The following is a 16061-nucleotide window of genomic DNA, read 5'->3' on the forward strand; positions in this document are numbered from 1 at the left end:
CCTCACGTGGCCGACACGACGCCCGGCCGTGCGCCGCCGCCCCCGTGCGCGGCGTCCGCAGGCCCCTCGAAGCACGTCCATGCGCCGATGGCGGGATGATCGGCAGATGCCGCGGCTCCCAGGCCGCCCGGAGGCGGCCTGGGGTGGCCCGAGGAGCGCGCGAAGAGGTCAGAGGCGGCGGAGGACGGCCACCACGCGACCCAGAACCGTGGCCTCGTCGCCGGGGATCGGATCGTAGGAGGAGTTCTGCGGGACGAGCCAGACGTGGCCGTCCTTGCGCTTGAAGGTCTTGACCGTCGCCTCGCCGTCGATCATGGCCGCGACGATGTCGCCGTTGTCGGCGACGGGCTGCTGGCGCACCACCACCCAGTCGCCGTCGGCGATCGCGGCCTCGATCATCGAGTCTCCGGCCACTTGGAGGAGGAACAGCGTGCCCTCGCCGACGAGCTGCTTGGGCAGCGCGAAGACGTCCTCGACCCGCTCCTCGGCGAGGATCGGCCCACCGGCGGCGATGCGGCCCACCAGCGGCACGTAGGCGGCCGTGGGGCGGTTGATGCCGGGCTCCTCCGTGCCCGCGTCGGGGTCCACCCACAGCACCGGCTCACCGGGCAGCCGCACCTCCAGCGCGCGCGGGCGGTGCGGGTCGCGGCGCAGGTAGCCCTTGCGCTGCAGCGCGGTGAGCTGGTGCGACACGCTCGAGGTGCTGGTGAGCTGGACGGCCTCGCCGATCTCGCGCATCGAGGGCGGATAGCCGCGCCGCTGCACCGAGTCGCGGATCACCTCGAGAATCTTGCGCTGCCGGGGGGTGAGCCCCAGGGAGTCGCGTCGGCGTACCGCCAAGTCGACGGGTGTGCCCGCCTCGTTGTTTTCGGTCATGAATCCTCCTCGCGGCGTGACCCGTCGAACCCGGTCACGTGCCGACCTTCCGATCCGTATTCTTTGTGTCGCACACAGCGACCGTACCTCTATTCAAGATCATCATCAAACAATTGTTCGAGAGTCCTCGAAAATGACGGTGCCGTGGTGTACAACATCGTACGGGAGTTCGATCGATATGGTGTTCGATTTCGATCTTACTTCTGAATCCGATTCTCGCGGTTAGGGAGGCGGCAATGCGGCCCGACGCGTCAACATCCCGGATCAGACCCCCTGGCGAGCCCGCTCGCGCGAGCGCCACATCGTCTCCCGGCCGAGCGCCCGCCGAACACCTTGCCCCGGTCATCCCGATTACGTGCGCAATGCGATCGGCCAAAGCGGGAAAGATCCGGAAAAGCTCCGGCCCGCGCACCGAATCCGTGCCGTCACGCGATTCGGAGCTTGCGGCGAGGACCACCCCGCCTCCGCCGCGCCGCGCCTCCGGCCACAGGCCTCCGCCCCCGGCGCCCGACTCGCGGGTCGCCGCGAAGAAGCGCCGGGGCCCCGATACGGCGCCTGCCGGGGCGGCCGGGGGCGGTGCGGGGTCGCGGCCGGTCGGGAGGGCGCGGCGGGGCGCTACGGCGGCCTACGGGCGCGAGACCGTGGCCCGACGGCAGCCGGCCCGACGGCGGCCGGAGCGACGGCGGCCGATGAGGCGGCCGCCGGTGGGGCGGCGGCCGGTCCGGCTGACCAGACGGGGCCGGGTCCTGGTGGCGGTGGCGGTCCTGGTGGCCGTTGCGGGGGCGCTGCTGCTGGGCACGCGGGTCGGCATGAGCATCGCGTCCGCGGACCGCCTCGCCGCCCCTGCCGCCTTGGCCGCCTTGGCCGGCCATTGACCGAACCTCGCCGTTCGCTCGCCGTTTGACGCGTGACGGGGAAGTTCCCGTCTGTTCCGGATGTCCCCTCTGGCGCATCGTTTGCCGTGGTCACACAGCCGCACCCGCGTCCCGGCCGCCCGTTGCGACACGCCGACGGCGCAGCCGTCTTGTGGCCGGTGAGCAGTGCTTTCGCGGCCGGGTGCCGCTCTCGACTTGCGCTCACGGTTGGGCACTTCTAGGGTGGGGACCACAAGATGTAGTAGTTACACCGCTGTACTTCACCATAGCTTGTGTTTCCATTACCGCACTGTGGTACGCCGCAGGGCGTGCGCGAGCGTTCCGTGAAGTCCGGGGGTCCTGGGGAAAGGGGGAAACGGCGCGATGCACTGCCCATTCTGCCGACACCCGGACACCAGGGTCATCGACAGCCGTTCCACCGAGGACGGCGCGGCGATCCGCCGCAGGCGCACCTGCCCCGAGTGCGGGCGCAGGTTCACCACACAGGAGACCGTGCTGCTCATGGTGAGCAAGCGCAGCGGGGTGACCGAGCCCTTCTCCCGCGACAAGGTCATCGCCGGCGTACGGCGGGCCTGCCAGGGAAGGCCGGTCAGTGAGGACTCGCTGGCCAAGCTCGGCCAGCGGGTGGAGGAGGCCATCCGGGCGACCGGCGTCGCCGAGATCCCCTCCAACGAGGTGGGGCTCGCCATCCTCGGCCCGTTGCGCGACCTGGACGAGGTGGCCTACCTCAGGTTCGCGTCGGTCTACCGCGGCTTCGAGACACTTGCCGACTTCGAGGCCGAGATCAAGCAACTACGCGCTGTCCGCGACGAACAGCGGGCGTGAATCCGGCGGATCAACAAGCGATCGACAAGGCGAGGAACAGGCGCGCCGGGGCAGTGCCTCACAGGGCCTCACAGGGGCACCAGGGGTCTCAGGGGGCCTTCAGGGGTCGGGCGAACGGCTCCTTGCCCCATGAGAGTCATGGAGCCGCGGCGCGCGGACGACGTGTGTCCAACACCGGGCCCGGCGGCGGGCCCGGACAATCCGGCACCGGGCTCGGCGGGGGCCCGGCGGTTCGACCAAGGGCTCCGCGGAGCCCGGAAGGGGGAGTCATGACCGACACCGCAAGCGAGGCCACCGGCGGGGCGGCCCCGCGCGGAGGCAAGCGGGGGCGCAGGACCGGCCTGAAGATGAAGCGGATCTTCACCACTCCCGGCGTGCACCCCTATGACGAGATCGACTGGGAGCGTCGTGACGTCGTCATGACCAACTGGCGCGACGGCTCGGTCAATTTCGAGCAGCGCGGCGTGGAGTTCCCCACCTTCTGGTCGGTGAACGCCGCCAACATCGTCACCACCAAGTACTTCCGCGGCGCCGTCGGCACCCCCCAGCGCGAGTGGAGCCTCAAGCAGCTCGTGGACCGCGTGGTCGGGGTCTACGTGCGCACCGGCCGCGAGCACGGCTACTTCGCCTCCGACGAGGACGCCGAGATCTTCGAGCACGAGCTGAAGTACGCCCTGGTCCACCAGCTCTTCGCGTTCAACTCGCCGGTCTGGTTCAACGTCGGCACCGCCTCCCCGCAGCAGGTCTCCGCCTGTTTCATCCTGTCCGTGGACGACACGATGGAGTCGATCCTCGACTGGTACAAGGAGGAGGGGGTCATCTTCAAGGGCGGCTCCGGCTCCGGGGTGAACCTCTCCCGCATCCGCTCCAGCAAGGAGCTGCTGTCCAGCGGCGGTACGGCGAGCGGCCCGGTGTCCTTCATGCGCGGCGCCGACGCCTCGGCCGGCACGATCAAGTCGGGCGGCGCCACCCGGCGGGCCGCGAAGATGGTCGTGCTCGACGTGGACCACCCCGACATCGAGGAGTTCATCGAGACCAAGGCCCGCGAAGAGGACAAGATCCGCGCCCTCCGCGACGCCGGATTCGACATGGACCTCGGCGGCAAGGACATCGTGTCGGTCCAGTACCAGAACGCCAACAACTCGGTGCGGGTCACCGACGAGTTCATGCGCGCCGTCGAGCGGGGCGAGCAGTTCGGCCTCCGGGCCCGGCTGAGCGGCGAGGTCATTGAAAAGGTGGACGCCAAGGCGCTGTTCCGCAAGATGGCCCAGGCCGCCTGGGAGTGCGCGGACCCGGGCATTCAGTACGACGACACCATCAACGACTGGCACACTTCCCCGGAAACCGGTCGAATCACGGCGAGCAACCCGTGCAGCGAATATATGCACCTGGACAATTCGTCCTGCAATCTCGCCTCCATCAATCTCCTGAAATTCCTGACCGACGATGACACCTTCGACGTCGAGCGTTTCGTGAAGATCGTCGAATTGATCATCACCGCGATGGACATTTCCATCACCTTCGCCGACTTCCCCACCGAGAAGATCCGCGAGACCACCCGCGCCTACCGCCAGCTCGGCATCGGCTACGCCAACCTGGGCGCGCTGCTGATGGCCACCGGCCACGCCTACGACTCCGATGGCGGCCGCGCCCTCGCCGCCGCCATCACCTCGCTGATGACCGGCACCTCCTACCGCCGCAGCGCCGAACTCGCCGGCGTCGTCGGCACGTACGACGGCTACGAGCGCAACGCCGAGGCCCACAAGCGCGTCATGCGCAAGCACGCGGGCGCCAACGACGACCTGCGCACCATCGAGCCGATGGCCAAGTCCATCCACGCCGAGGCGACCCGCCAGTGGCAGGAGTGCCTGCGCCTCGGCGAGCGCCACGGCTACCGCAACGCGCAGGCCAGCCTGTTGGCTCCGACCGGAACCATCGGCTTGATGATGGACTGTGACACCACGGGTATCGAGCCCGATCTGGCCCTGGTCAAGTTCAAGAAGCTCGTCGGCGGCGGCTCCATGCAGATCGTGAACCAGACGATCCCGCGCGCCCTCAAGCAGCTCGGCTACCAGCCTGAGCAGGTTGAGGCCATCGTCGAGCACATCGCCGAGCACGGTCACGTCATCGACGCTCCCGGCCTGCGGCCCGAGCACTACGAGGTCTTCGACTGCGCGATGGGCGAGCGGGCCATCGCGCCGATGGGCCACGTCCGCATGATGGCCGCCACCCAGCCGTTCCTGTCCGGCGCGATCAGCAAAACGGTCAATCTTCCCGAATCGGCCACGGTGGAAGACATCGAGCAGGTCTACATGGAGGGCTGGAAGCTCGGTCTGAAGGCCCTGGCCGTCTACCGGGACAACTGCAAGGTGGGCCAGCCGCTGTCGGCGGCCAAGAACGGCGACAAGGACAAGAAGGCCGAGGAGCCGGCCGTCAAGGTGATCGAGGTGCCGCGGCCCACGCGGCGTCGCCTGCCGCACAAGCGGCCGAGCACCACGACCCGGTTCACCGTGGGCGGCGCCAAGGGCTACATGACCGCCTCGTCCTACCCCGACGACGGGCTCGGCGAGGTCTTCCTCAAGATGTCCAAGCAGGGCTCCACGCTCGCGGGCGTGATGGACGCCTTCTCCGTCGCGATCTCGGTGGGCCTGCAGTACGGCGTGCCGCTGGAGACGTTCGTCAGCAAGTTCGTGAACATGCGCTTCGAGCCGGCCGGCATGACCGACGACCCGGACATCCGCATGGCCGCCTCGGTGATGGACTACATCTTCCGCAGGCTCGCCCTGGACCACCTCCCCTACGAGGAGCGCGCCGCCCTCGGGATCTTCTCCGCGAGCGAGCGCGCCGCCCAGGCCCGCGGCGAGGACCCGGGCGCCCTGCAGGAGGTCGACCCGGAGGCCCTGGCCCAGTCCGCCCCGATCGAGGAGACGCCCAAGCCCGTCGAGCCGAAGCGCCCCGTCGAGCCGGAGCCGCACAGCACCATGGAGGCCCTGGAAAGCCACATGGGCCGCACCGCCGACGCCCCGCTGTGCATGACCTGCGGCACGAAGATGCGCCCGGCGGGCAGTTGCTACGTCTGCGAGGGCTGCGGCAGCACCAGCGGCTGCAGCTGAGCAACAACTGGTTTGAACAACAACCGGTTTGAGCAACAACCGGTTCCGTCTCGGCCATCGACATGATGGCTGATACGGCGAGCGCCTGGCCTCGGAGGAGGCCAGGCGCTCGGCGCGGTTGCAGGATCCGGGGCCGGCGCTGGGGCGGTCAGGCCCTGCGGACGAGGAACGTGGCGAGGGCGGTCAGGGCGACGAGGGCGGCGCCGGCGAGCAGGGTGATGCCGACGCCGTCGGCGAAGCCGCGCAGGCCTGCCACGGAGGCGATCGCGGCGATGCCGAGGGCCGAGCCGACGTAGCGGGCGGTGCTGTTGGCGCCCGCGCCCATGCTGCCCTGGCTGGGCGGGACGCTCTCGATGGACAGGTGGGTGAGGGCGGCGTTGATGAAGCCGCTGCCGACGCCCGCGATGAGCAGGCCGAGGACGGTCAGGGGCGGGGACCAGTGGCCGCCGATGCCGAGCAGGGGCAGGTAGCCGGCGGCGGACAGCAGCATGCCGAGGGCGAGCAGGGCCCGGCCGCCGAGCCGTACGCGGCGTGCCTGGAGGGCGACCAGGAACGAGGCGCCGGACCAGACGCTGGACAGCACGGCGGTGCCGAACGGGGTGACGCCGTGGGCGAGCTGCAGCACGGTCGGCAGGAACGTCATGGGGCCGACGACGGCGAGGCCGACGACGAACGCCCCGGCGGAGGCGACGGCGAACAGCGGCCGGCGCAGCAGGCTCAGGTCGAGCATCGGCTCCGCGCGACGCCGTTCGATGAGCGTGAACGCCAGGAACAGGACCGCCGCCAGGCCCAGGGCGATCGGGACGATGGGACGCGTCCAGCCCAGCCGGCCCTCGGTGATGCCGGTGAGCAGCGCGGCCAGGCCGAGGCCGAGCGTGACGACGCCCGGCAGGTCGAGGCTGCGTGGCCGGTCCGCGCGCGACTCGGGCAGCAGGCGGGCGCCGAGGACGAGCAGCAGCACGGCGGCGACGGCGATCAGCCAGTAGGTGCCGCGCCAGCCGGCGACGGCGGTGACGCCCGAGGCGACGAAGGGGCCGATGAGGATGCCGAGGCCGAGCATCGCGCCGTAGCGGCCGGTGGCCTTGAGCCGTTCGGGCCCGGCCGGGTACGCGTGGCCGACCGCGCCCAGTCCGGCGGCGAGCAGGGCGGCGCTCGCCGCGCCCTGCAGCACCCGGGCGGTGACGAACACGGCGGTGCCGGGGGCGGCGGCGGCCGCGACGCTCGCGACGGCGAACAGCGCCATGCCGCCCAGGTAGGTGCGGCGGCGCCCGCGATCGTCGGCGATCACACCGGCGATCAGCAGCAGGGCGGCCATGCCGAGGGTGACGCCGTTGAGGATCCACACCGGCCCGGTGACCCCCGCGCCCAGCCCGGCCGCCGTCAGGGGGAGCGTCACCGCGGGGACCGTGTAGTTGATCAGAACGAGGAGGAGGGCGGCGCACGACACCACCAGGGTCGAACGCGCGGTCGCCGGGACGGGAGGAGCAGGGGATTGCACGGAGGTGACGGTCATGCCGGGCCTTCCGGGTTGGTTCATTCATTGAACTATGGCCCAAACCGTAACACACGTAAGTTCGGTGAATGAACTAGGATCCCGGTATGGGGCTGGGCAAGAACTACGCGGGCCAGGACTGCTCCCTCGCCCGCGCGCTGGAACTGATCGGCGAGCGCTGGACGTTCCTGGTGATCCGCGACGCCCTCTACGGCGTCCGCCGCTTCGGCGACTTCCTCGCCCACCTGGACCTGCCCAGGGCCGTGCTCGCGCAGCGGCTGCAGACCCTCGTCGACGCCGGGATCATGGAACGGCGGCGCTACCAGGACACGCCGCCCCGCGACGAGTACGTCCTGACGGAGATGGGCCGCGACCTGTGGGCCCCGATGTTCACGTTGGCGAGCTGGGGCGAACGCCACCTGACCGCGAACGGCCCGCGCCGCCTGTACTTCCACGTCGCCTGCGGCACCCGCCTGGTCGGCACCACGATCTGCGACACCTGCCGTACGCCGGTCCCCTTGGAGGAGGTGGAGATACGGCCCGGCCCCGGCGCCAGCTGCCAGCGCCAGGACCCGGTGAGCCGCGCCCTGCGCGAGCCCCATCGAATGCTGGACCCGATGCCCTGACATGCGGGCCGCCGCGGGCCGCACGCCGCGCGCCCGGCCACGGCGCACCCGCCGCCGGGTCAGCCCGAGGGCGTCACGGCGTGGTGGGACGAGCCGGAGTGGTGGTCGGCGGCGATTTCGGCGAGGCTCGCGCCGGCGAGCCGCCGGTCGAGCACGGCGGTGAGCGTCGGGCACTCCTGCACCGGATGTTCGGCCCGGCACTCCAGGGCGTGGGCGAGAAAGCGCTGCGTCTCGCGGGCCTGGGCGATCAGCTCGTCGAGGGCGGCGATGCGCTCGACGAGGACCTCGCGCCACCGGTCGCCCGGCCGGTCCAGCACCTCGGCGATGGTGTCGAGGCTGAAGCCCATCGTCTGGGCCATGTGCACGAAGGCGAGCCGGCGCAGCTCGGCCCTGCCGTACACGCGCCTGCCGCCGACGCGGCCCGCCGGACCGACCAGGCCGCGCTCCTCGTAGTAGCGCAGCGCCGAGGCGTTGACGCCGAGCATGCGGGCCGCCTCACCGATGGGGATCAGGTCCATGGTTCCATCTTCACCTGAAGTCGGCTTGAATCACCCTTTCATCCGCAATCAGCCGTACGAAGGACAACGCCGCGTGAGCATGCATGATGTGGACTTCCGTGGTTTCGCCAGCGACAACAGCTCGGGCGTGCACCCGGAGATCCTCGCCGCCATCGCCGCAGCCAACGGGGGCCATCAGGCCGGCTACGGCGATGACGTCTACACCGAGCGCCTGCGCGAGGTGTTCCGATCCCATTTCGGGCCCGAGGCCAGGGTCTACCCGGTCCTCAACGGCACCGGGGCCAACGTGGTCGCCCTCCAGGCGGCCTGCGACCGCTGGGCGTCCGTCATCTGCGCGGACACCTCCCACGTCCACGTCGACGAGTGCGGCGCGCCCGAGAAGGTGGCGGGGATCAAGGTGCTCACGGTCCCGTCGGAGCACGGCAAGCTGACCGTGGAGAACCTCCTGCGCGAGGCCCGCGGCTTCGACGACGAGCACCGGGCCCAGCCCCAGGTGGTGTCCCTCGCCCAGTCCACCGAGCTCGGCACGGTCTACACCCCCGAGGAGATCCGGACGATCGTGGAGTTCGCCCACGCGCGCAACATGCGGGTGCATCTGGACGGCGCCCGCCTCGCGAACGCCGCGGCCCACCTGGGCGAGCCGCTGCGCGCCTTCACGACCGACGTCGGCGTGGACATCCTGTCGTTCGGGGGCACCAAGAACGGGATGCTCCTGGGCGAGGCGGTGGTGGTCCTCAATCCGGAGCTCGATCGCGGCATGGATTACCTGCGTAAGGCGTCCCTGCAGTTGGCCTCCAAGATGCGCTTCATCTCCGCCCAGTTCATCGCGCTCCTCGACGGCGACCTGTGGCTGCGCAACGCCGCGCACGCCAACGCGATGGCGGCCCTGCTGGAGGAGAAGGTGCGGGATCTGCCCGGTCTGCGGGTGAACCACCCGGTCCAGTCCAACGCCGTGTTCGCCACGCTTCCGGCGGATGCCCTGGCCGAGTTGCACAAGCTGGTGCACTTCTACGACTGGAACGAGCCCGTCCGCGAGGCGCGCTGGATGACGTCGTTCGACACCACGCCGGAGGACGTCGAGCGCCTCGCCGAGGCCGCGAGGAGCGTGCTCGGCGGGTAACCGCTTGATAACCGCTGGGCGGATGACCCCGACGCATGAGCGACGAAAACCCCGCCACGTCGTTGTGGCGGGGCCGACCAGGAGGTTCACGCGCCCGATCGCCGGGCCGTGGACGTGGGCGGTCCGTTACGCCGATGAGGTTCCAATGGTGGGTGCGGCGCGGGGATTGCGCAACCCCGTACGGCCGACGGAATGACCGGGTGGACCGCTGAGTCCTAATGAGGTCCTGGCGAGGTCCTAATGAGGTCCTGGTGAGGCCGGCCGTCAGGCGGCCGGGTGCGGCTCGCCGCGGCGCGGGAAGCGGATGACGTTGCGTCCGCTGTAGGCGCGCAAGTCGATGACCTTGCCGGCGCGGCCGAGGTCGCGGCCACGCCCGCCGCGGAGCGCCGACCCGATGTAGCGGATCTTGTGTCGCGCCACACTCGGCGGCACGACCGTCAACCTCCTGTCCATCGTCCTCCCCCCATAGGTGATGAACTCCTCATTCCATGCTCGGCGGCCGGAGGTAAGACCGCTGTAAAGCCTCTCCCGTATAGCCTCTCCCGCAAAGCCTCTGACGTACTCCGACGCGAAGCCTCCGCAGTGAAGCCTCCGACGTGAGGCTCAGTAGGGCAGGGGACGCCCGGAGGGAGAGCGAAGGTCCAGGCTCAGCCTGCTGGAGGTGGTTCGCCGCGTCCGAGGCTTGCGGATCCTGATGCGCCTCATGATCTGGTCCTCCCTTCGGGCCCGATTCGGTGAGCACGTCCCGTTCGGTGAGCACACTATGCGCCCGCCCGCTTGATGTCCTCTTGTTTTACGGTTGCACGCCGCGCCGACAGCTCCTCCAAATAGCCTCCCTATGTACCAAATCATGACAACTTAGCTCTGAAGAGCGGCATCAAAACACACGTCAGGATTTGCGCAACGGGGTGATCGCATGGCTTCGGCCTCCCCACTGCTGCCGGGAGACCCGCCGCGACTGGGTGCCTACTGGCTGGCCGGCCGGATCGGCGCGGGCGGCCAGGGGGTCGTCTACGAGGCGTACGACGAACAGGGGCGCCGCGTCGCCCTCAAGGTGCTGCACGGCGACGCCGCCGCCGACCCCGACCTGCGCGTGAGGTTCGGCAAGGAGGCCACGGCCGCGCGCCGGGTGGCCTCGTTCTGCACCGCCCGGGTGCTCGACGTCGACCTCGACGGGCCCAAGCCGTACATCGCCAGCGAGTACGTCGAGGGGCCGAGCCTGCGCAAGGCGGTGCGCGACGGCCGCCGGTTCGCCGGGGACGAGCTGCACCGCCTCGCCGTCGGCGTGGCCACCGCGCTCGCCGCCATCCACGACGCGGGCGTCATCCACCGCGACCTCAAGCCCGACAACGTGCTGCTCGGCCCCGACGGCCCGCGCGTCATCGACTTCGGCATCGCCCGCACGCTGGAGATGTCGCTCACCGCGACCGGGCAGGTCGTCGGCACGCCCACGTACATGGCCCCGGAGGTGTTCAGCGGCCAGCGGGCGGGCGCGCCCGCCGACGTGTTCTCCTGGGGCGCGATCGTGCTGTACGCGGCCGTCGGCGACGACCCGTTCCGGGCCGAGAACCTCGGCGCGGTGATGCACCGGGTGCTGTCGGCCGACCCCGACCTGAGCGCGCTGCCCGCGTCGCTGCGCCCGCTGGTCGGCATGGCGCTGAGCAAGGACCCGCTCACCCGCCCGTCCGCCCGCGACCTGCTCACCGGCCTGATCACCGGCTTCGACGGGCCCGCGGTCGAGCTGCTCGCGGCGGGCAGCGCCGAGGCGGGGCGGCTGCGCACCTCGCCCGCCGACCCGGCGCTCGGCACCCTCGCCGAGGACGCCTACGGCCTGCTCGACCAGCAGCAGCGCGCCATGGTGCCGGACGTGTTCCTGCGCATGATGACCGTCGGCGACGAGGGCGAGGTCGCGCTGCGGTCGCTGCCCGCCGACGAGCTGTTCGCGGGCCGCACCGAGCGGGAGCAGGAGGCGCTGCGCCGCATCCTGGAGGTCTTCCGCTACATGGTGCACTGGCGCGACGGCGAGCGCGGGCGCGAGCTCGTGCTCGGCCGTCCGGCGCTGCTGCACGCCTGGCCGCGGCTGCGCGCCTGGGTGCTCGACGAGCAGGAGGGGCTGCCCGTCCACACCGGGATCCGCTCCGCCGCCCGGCACTGGGACGCCCAGGGCCGCCGGGAGAGCGACGTCTTCCAAGGCACGCGGCTGGAGAACGCGCTGCGCTGGGCCGCCACCGGTCGCCGCCACCTCACCCTCAACCCGCTCGAACGCGACTTCCTGGACGCCTGCAACGCGGCCACCCGCCACCGCGTACGGCGCCGCCGCACGATCACGATCGTGCTGGCGGTCCTGCTCGTGATCGCCCTCGCCGCCGGCGGCGTCACCGTCTACCAGAGCGGCCAGCTCGCCCGGCAGCGGGACGTGGCCCTGGCGGAGAACCTCGTGGCCGAGGCGGACACGCTGCGCCCGGCCGATCCCGTGCGGGCGGCGCTGCTCAACGTGGCGGCCTGGCGGCTGGACCCGGAGGGCGCCGCCTTCGGCGGCCTGATCGACGCGTGGGCGGCGCGCGAGAGCCGGGTGTTCGCCGATCCGCAGACCAGCGGCGAGACCCGGCGGCTGCTCAGCAAGGACGGCCGCAGATTCATCAGCGTGTCCACCACCGGCGTGCGCGTGTACGACGCGCGCACCGGCCGCCGCGTCGGCGGCTGGGACGGCCTGAGCCTCGACGGGGCGCGCCTGCTCGACGCCGTGATCAGCCCGAGCGGCCGGTACCTCGCCGTCGCGGGCGGGGGGCGGCTGCGCCTGTGGGACCTGCGCACGGGCCACTTCACGGGCAGGGAGCGGCCGCTGCCCGCGGAGGAGCTGTTCCACGGCCTGCGGTACGCGGGGGAGTGGTACGTGCTGTCGTCCGAGGGCCAGTCCGGCATCGTGTGGGACACCCGTACCGGCCAACAGGTCGCCTCGCTGCCCGCGACGCTGGACGCCGCCGCATCCCCCGACGGCGACCTGCTCGCCACCGTCGACACGAGCGGGCGCTTCGCCCTGTATCGGCTGCCGGGCGGGGCCGAGGTCGAGCGATCGCACCTCCCGAGCGCCTGCGAACAGGACGCCAGGTCCGCGGCCTTCAACGCGGACGCGGGCCTCGTCTGCCTGAACGCCTCGCAGGTCAGCATTGTCGACGTACGCACCGGCCGGACCGTCTCGGGACCGTACTTCGCGAAGGGGGACGACGTGCAGGGCGGTCAGATGTGGCTCAGCCCCGACGGTCGTCTCCTCGCGGCGGGACACGTGAGCCACCTGTCGGTGATCCGCGTCTCCGACGGGAAAACGCTGCTCGACTACGAGGTGGCCGCCGAGGAGGCCGCCTTCGACGGGCGGACGCTGCGGGTGCTCTCCGACGGCAACGTCATCGACCTCGACCTCACCGACCTGCTCGCCCCCACCTCGCTGCCGGCCGACGATCCGGCGCGGATCAGCCCCGACGGACGGCTGTTGCTGATCAACCGGGAGACCGGCACGCAGGACAAGGACGACGTGCGGCTGTGGGACTTCGCCACCCGGCGTCCGGTCGGCGGGCCGCTGCGGCTGAGCAAGGAGGCCGGCGTGCCGATGGCGTCCTTCGGACGGCGGCTGCTCGCGATCGCGGACGGCCTCGCCGGGGTGGCGACGTCGGTGCGGGTGTGGGACGTCACCACCCTGAAGCGGGTCAAGGACATCCCGATGCCGGAAGGGCGGGTCGTCGTCTCGGTCGCCCTGAGCCCGGACGATACGACGCTCGCGGTCGGCACCGCGGCCCCGGACGGGCCGCTGGGGGCGACCGGCGAGGACATGCGCGTGTGGGACATGCGCACGCGCCGGTGGCTGACGACGATCCCGGTCGGCCGGCAGGTGGACGCCGTCATCAATCCGGCGACGCGTACGCTCGCGCTTCTCGACACCGTGTCCAACCGGCTGCGCAGGCTCGACGACGGCAAGGAGACCGGCCCGGCCCTCGGCTCCGGCGGGCTGCGCAACCCGATCGCCCAAATCGCCTTCAGCCCGAACGGCCGGGTCGCCGTCATCGGCGACGCGGTGGGACGGGTGGCGTTCTGGGACGTCGTCGAGGGTCGCCGGCTCGGCCCGATGCACCGCGTCCACGGCATCGGCGGGTTCGACTCGGCGGCGTTCTCCCCGAAGGGGGACCGGGCCGTCACGATCTACGACCAAACAGTGCAACTGTGGGATATGTCCGGCGACATTCCCCGCCAGCTCGGCCGGACGATCGTCGGTGGCGATAACTACACCTCGGCCGCCTTCACCTCCGACGGGTCGGCCCTGCGGCTCACGCAGGAGGGCGGCGTCCTGCACTCGATCCCGGTGAGTCCCGACCGCCTCGTCGGCGACCTGTGTGCCCGGGCGGGCCGATCGCTCACCGAGGCCGAGTGGGAACGCGATCTGCCCGGCGTGCCGTACGAGGAGGTTTGCCCTGGTCAGTGAGCCGGTTCGGGAGCCGGTTCGACAGCAGGGTCGGGAGCTGGGTAGGGAGCAGGGTCGCCGTTTTCCCTTCGTCGGCGCGGGAAGGAATGGGGCGCTCGGCGCTCTTGGGAACAAGAGCGCTACGGTTGAGGAACGGCTTGATCGACGAGGACGACCCGGAGGTGCCGGACGATGACGAGGCCGAGTGTGGGCGAGGTCGGGGTGTGGCTGCGCTTCGGCGACTACACGCCGGAGCTGGCGGCGTCCCTGGAGGAGCTGGGGTACGGCACGCTGTGGGTCGGCGGCTCGCCGGACGGCGATTTGAAGATCGTTGACAGGCTGCTGAACGCCACGTCGAAGGTGACCGTCGCCACCGGCATCGTCAACATCTGGAAGGACGACCCGGCCACCGTCGGCGCCTCCTTCCGGCGGATCGACGCCGCCCATCCGGGCCGTTTCATCCTCGGCATCGGCGCCGGGCACCGCGAGCAGATCGGCGAGCAGTACGTGCGGCCGTACAGCGCGCTCGAGAGCTACCTGGACGCCCTCGACTCCGAGGGCGTGCCCCCGGACCAGCGGGCGCTGGCGGCCCTCGGCCCCCGGGTCCTGCAACTGTCCGCCGCCCGCTCCGCCGGGGCCCACCCCTACTTCACCACCCCCGAGCACACCCGCACGGCCCGCGAGCTCATCGGCCCGGGCCCGCTGCTCGCCCCCGAGCAGAAGGTCATCCTGGACGAGAACCCCGCCCAAGCCCGCGCCCTCGCCCGCCGGTCGCTGAACTTCTACAAGGGCGTGGCGAACTACGTGGCGAACTTCCGGCGCATGGGCTTCGGCGAGGACGACCTCGCCGGCGAGGGCAGCGACCGCCTCGTGGACGCGCTGATCGCGCACGGCTCCCCGGCCGCCGTACGCGCCCGCGTCGGCGAGCACCTGTCCGCCGGGGCCGACCACGTGGCCGTCCAGGTGCTCACCCAGCCCGGCGCGGACCCGCTCCCCGGCTACCGCGCCCTGGCCGCCGAGCTGTTCGGCGGCTAGCCGTACTCGGCCGCCCGTGCGGTTGGTCATGCGGCCGGGCGGCGGGCCGGGTCCAGGGAACGGTCAGGCGGAGTCCCGGATGACGAGCTCGGTGGGCAGGATGACCGGGTGGGCGGGGCGGGCGCCGTCGATGAGTTCGAGCAGCAGGCGGACGGTCTGCTCGGCCACCTGGGCGAGGGGCTGGCGGATCGTGGTGAGCGGGGGATGGGTGGTCAGGGCGACGGCGGAGTCGTCGAAGCCGCCCACCGCGACGTCGTCGGGGACGCGGCGGCCCGCGGCGCGCAGCGCGGAGAGGGCGCCGGCGGCCATCAGGTCGGAGCCGACGAAGACGGCGTCGATGTCCGGGGCGCGCTGCAGCAGGCGGGCCATGGCGCTCTCGCCGCCGAGCTGGGTGTAGTCGCCGTGCTCGATGAGCTTCTTGGTGGCCTTGCGGCCGAGGACGTCGCAGAAGCCCTCCAGGCGCAGCACGCCGCCAGGGGTGTCGAGCGGGCCGGTGATCGTGGCGATGCGCCTGCGGCCGGACTCGACGAGGTAGCGGGTCATCTGGCGGGCGCCTTCGCGGTCGTCGGCGGCGGCGTACGGGATGACGGACTCGCGGCCGAGGACCGCCCCCTGCGCGGCGGCGGGGACGTTGATCTCCCGCAGCCGGTCGGGGAGCGGGTCCCCGGCGTGCGTGGAGACGAGCAGCACGCCGTCGGCGTGGCCGCCGCGCACGTAGCGGACCACGCGGTCGCGGTCGCTGTCGTCGGCGGCGATCATCATCACGAGCGAGACGTCGCGCTCGGCGAGGCGGTGGATCGCGGTGCGCAGCAGCACCGAGAAGTTCGGGTCCTCGAAGAGCTTCTCCTGCGGCTCCGACAGCACCATGACGACCGACCCGGTACGCCGGGTGACGAGGCTGCGGGCGTTGCGGTTGACCACGTACCCGGTCTCCGCGATCGCCCGCTCGATCGCCACCCGCGCCGAGGTGCTCACGTACCGGTCCCCGTTGAGCAGGCGGGACACGGTGCCGCGGGACACCCCGGCGGCGGCGGCCACGTCGTGGATGGTGGGGCGTCGTCTCTGCACGGACACTAGCTTGACACGGGCCCTAGGTTGACCGGGGCGCTGGCTTGACGCGGGCGCTGGCTT

12 protein-coding genes are annotated in these 16061 nt (G+C 71.4%); 7 read left to right on the forward strand and 5 right to left on the reverse strand.

Annotation, left to right across the window (positions count from 1 at the left end):
• Positions 1–168: 168 nt before the first annotated feature.
• Positions 169–876 (reverse strand): transcriptional repressor LexA, encoded by a 708-nt coding sequence (gene lexA / locus AB0K60_RS00730; protein WP_364046944.1) that lies wholly within the window; start codon positions 874–876, stop codon positions 169–171.
• Between the two features lie 689 nt (positions 877–1565).
• Between lexA and AB0K60_RS00735 the strand changes: the two genes are divergently transcribed.
• From AB0K60_RS00735 to AB0K60_RS00745, 3 genes are all read left to right on the forward strand, one after another.
• Positions 1566–1751 carry a hypothetical protein gene (locus tag AB0K60_RS00735; RefSeq protein WP_364046947.1) on the forward strand — a complete coding sequence of 62 codons (186 nt, stop codon included), beginning with the start codon at positions 1566–1568 and terminating at the stop codon, positions 1749–1751.
• 363 nt (positions 1752–2114) lie between these two features.
• Positions 2115–2576, forward strand: coding sequence for a transcriptional regulator NrdR (gene nrdR / locus AB0K60_RS00740; protein ID WP_364046950.1), 462 nt, complete (start codon positions 2115–2117; stop codon positions 2574–2576).
• A 269-nt stretch (positions 2577–2845) separates the two neighbouring features.
• Positions 2846–5689, forward strand: a complete 2844-nt coding sequence (locus AB0K60_RS00745) for a vitamin B12-dependent ribonucleotide reductase (protein ID WP_364046953.1) — start codon at positions 2846–2848, stop codon at positions 5687–5689.
• A 148-nt stretch (positions 5690–5837) separates the two neighbouring features.
• Here the strand turns inward: AB0K60_RS00745 and AB0K60_RS00750 are convergent, their stop codons facing one another.
• Positions 5838–7226: an MFS transporter gene (locus tag AB0K60_RS00750; protein ID WP_364046956.1), complete on the reverse strand. Its 1389-nt coding sequence runs from the start codon at positions 7224–7226 to the stop codon at positions 5838–5840.
• 62 nt (positions 7227–7288) lie between these two features.
• On the opposite strand from AB0K60_RS00750, the gene AB0K60_RS00755 reads away from it, so the two are divergent.
• A complete protein-coding gene (locus tag AB0K60_RS00755; protein ID WP_364046959.1) occupies positions 7289–7807 on the forward strand; it encodes a helix-turn-helix domain-containing protein in 519 nt (172 codons plus the stop codon).
• Positions 7808–7866: 59 nt separating this feature from the next.
• On the opposite strand, the gene AB0K60_RS00760 is transcribed toward AB0K60_RS00755, so the two are convergent.
• Complete coding sequence (locus AB0K60_RS00760) at positions 7867–8325, reverse strand: MerR family transcriptional regulator (RefSeq protein ID WP_364046962.1); 459 nt, start codon at positions 8323–8325, stop codon at positions 7867–7869.
• Between the two features lie 79 nt (positions 8326–8404).
• On the opposite strand from AB0K60_RS00760, the gene AB0K60_RS00765 reads away from it, so the two are divergent.
• On the forward strand, positions 8405–9445 hold the full coding sequence (locus AB0K60_RS00765) for a low specificity L-threonine aldolase (protein WP_364048121.1): 1041 nt from the start codon (positions 8405–8407) through the stop codon (positions 9443–9445).
• Between the two features lie 264 nt (positions 9446–9709).
• Here the strand turns inward: AB0K60_RS00765 and AB0K60_RS00770 are convergent, their stop codons facing one another.
• Entirely contained in the window at positions 9710–9898 is a 189-nt protein-coding gene (locus AB0K60_RS00770) for a hypothetical protein (RefSeq protein ID WP_364046964.1), read from the reverse strand.
• Positions 9899–10361: 463 nt separating this feature from the next.
• Between AB0K60_RS00770 and AB0K60_RS00775 the strand changes: the two genes are divergently transcribed.
• Positions 10362–13916: a WD40 repeat domain-containing serine/threonine protein kinase gene (locus AB0K60_RS00775; protein WP_364046968.1), complete on the forward strand. Its 3555-nt coding sequence runs from the start codon at positions 10362–10364 to the stop codon at positions 13914–13916.
• Between the two features lie 171 nt (positions 13917–14087).
• Positions 14088–14930, forward strand: a complete 843-nt coding sequence (locus tag AB0K60_RS00780) for an LLM class F420-dependent oxidoreductase (RefSeq protein ID WP_364046970.1) — start codon at positions 14088–14090, stop codon at positions 14928–14930.
• Positions 14931–14993: 63 nt separating this feature from the next.
• Here the strand turns inward: AB0K60_RS00780 and AB0K60_RS00785 are convergent, their stop codons facing one another.
• Positions 14994–15998 (reverse strand): LacI family DNA-binding transcriptional regulator, encoded by a 1005-nt coding sequence (locus tag AB0K60_RS00785; RefSeq protein WP_364046973.1) that lies wholly within the window; start codon positions 15996–15998, stop codon positions 14994–14996.
• Positions 15999–16061: the final 63 nt, after the last annotated feature.

Source organism: Thermopolyspora sp. NPDC052614 (assembly GCF_040678635.1).
Lineage (GTDB): Bacteria > Actinomycetota > Actinomycetes > Streptosporangiales > Streptosporangiaceae > Thermopolyspora.